Annotated in this window: 1 protein-coding gene; it reads right to left on the reverse strand. The window is 63.0% G+C overall.

Annotated elements, in window-relative coordinates:
• Positions 1-90: 90 nt before the first annotated feature.
• Positions 91-486, reverse strand: a complete 396-nt coding sequence (locus ABZS71_RS35600) for a hypothetical protein (protein ID WP_356217004.1) — start codon at positions 484-486, stop codon at positions 91-93.
• Positions 487-1,719 lie beyond the last annotated feature (1,233 nt).

A 1,719-nucleotide genomic window follows, 5' to 3' on the forward strand; every position in this document is an offset into this window, starting at 1 on the left:
GCCGTTGCGAGGGTGTCCAGGTCTTTCGTCACACATTGACATTGGGCGCCCTCGTGCCATGTCCGCAGGCGAACCCTTGGACTCATTCATCTAGTAGGCGATGAGCACCTTGTTGGCGCTCATGGTGCCGCCCGTGTTGAAGCTGAAGAGCTCGAAGTAGTACTTACCAGACTGCTGGTCACCCCAGGCGGACTTGCCGCAGCTGTTGCTGCGGGTGCCCCTATCATCGTCGGGCAGCAGGTCGCGGTTCCTCCACAGCTTCAGGTTGGCCTTTTTGAACCCATCGGCCCCGTCGGTGTGACAGCCGCGGAGCGTCACCGAGGTGCTGACACCGTCGGTGTTGTTGTCACTCCAGCGGGAGGACTCGTTGCCGGGGTGCCAGCCGGTGAAGGACGTGGTGCGGCTGCCCTCAGCGTGAGCCGGGACCGCGCCCGCGAATCCCAGCAGTACGGCCCCAGCGACGAGACCAACGGCTCTCTGGTGCATGTGCATTCTTTCTCCTGTGTCCTGCGCATGACATCAGCCATGCAGGCATGACGGAGGAAGCACCTTTCGCTTTCCCCCCGGTGCAGCGCTGTCGTGCTCGCGATCGCCGCACGAACATATCTCCGCATGACCGATTCACGGCGATGATCATGTTAGATAACGACCAAAAGCGTGCGAGTGTCGCACTATCTTTCGTGTCGTTCGAATGTATTCGCAAGCGACTGCACCGCTCACCCAGGGAGGTGGATGCCGAATCAACCCAGGTCGACACCAGATTGCGCATGGGCGAGCCACGACCCAAGACCGTCCAGAGGCTCGGCCGCTCTTCGCAGGGCTCACGTGGACCCCTGCAGCAACAATGGCCGAAAACTCACAGTCATCGCATAATTACAGCCCAGAACCAGACGGCACCGCACACAAAACCATCAGCCCAGTGGCCCCCGACTACGACCTGGTGCGGGGCCCGGCAAGGCGCAGGCGGCTTTCCGAGTCGGGCCCCGCACCAGTTCACCTACCGCTCGCCCCGGCGAGCCCTCGCCTCTGGGACACAGCCCGGTGCGCCCCCGGCGTCCAGCTGACACGCCTAACGGGAAACAAGGTGGCCGATAACCAGCGAAGATGACCGGATCTCATGGCGCGAAATTTGATGGTGAATTCAACAACTGGTTCCAGGAAACTCGGCGCCAGCACATGCCTGACGCCCCCGGGACACCATGCCGATGGATTCCCGGTAGACACCGGTCGCGACATGCCCCGAACGCGCATGTGGGGCCCGGGGCATGCAAGGGCCCGAGGGGGCCCTACCGATCGAGGACTGACTGCAACGCCTCCTTGATCTCGACGATCGTCTCTCCGGCACTGGGGATCGCGAGGATGAGGCTCTGGAAGAAGTCGTCGATGACGCCCAGTAGTTTGACCAGGAGCTTGCGAGCGCGTCGCCAACGGGGTGGCCCCTCCGGATCCGGAGGGTCTGGGGGTGCGCGGCATCAAAATCTGGGCGATCCTCTGCCTCGAGCCCGTCCTCGGGGAGCCATTCGGGCCGAATGCCTGGTCGGGGTTGAGCAATCAGCCAGGCCGCAGAGGCACGCTCAACGAACCAATTGATGACGCTGAGCTTCAGCTCCAGGTGCTGCCCCAACCCTCTCTGACAGCCTCGGCTGAGGCACCCGTTTTATCGGGTTAGCCTGGATGGGCGAGACAGGAGTACACCCCGGCATGGCTAGCACCACCCCC

This window comes from Streptomyces sp. NPDC005393, from assembly GCF_040606675.1.
Taxonomy (GTDB): domain Bacteria; phylum Actinomycetota; class Actinomycetes; order Streptomycetales; family Streptomycetaceae; genus Streptomyces.

Coding starts and splice junctions, on each gene's coding strand:
- ABZS71_RS35600 (WP_356217004.1), bottom strand. CDS start 486: ATGCACCAGAGAGCCGTTGGTCTCGTCGCTGGGGCCGTACTGCTGGGA.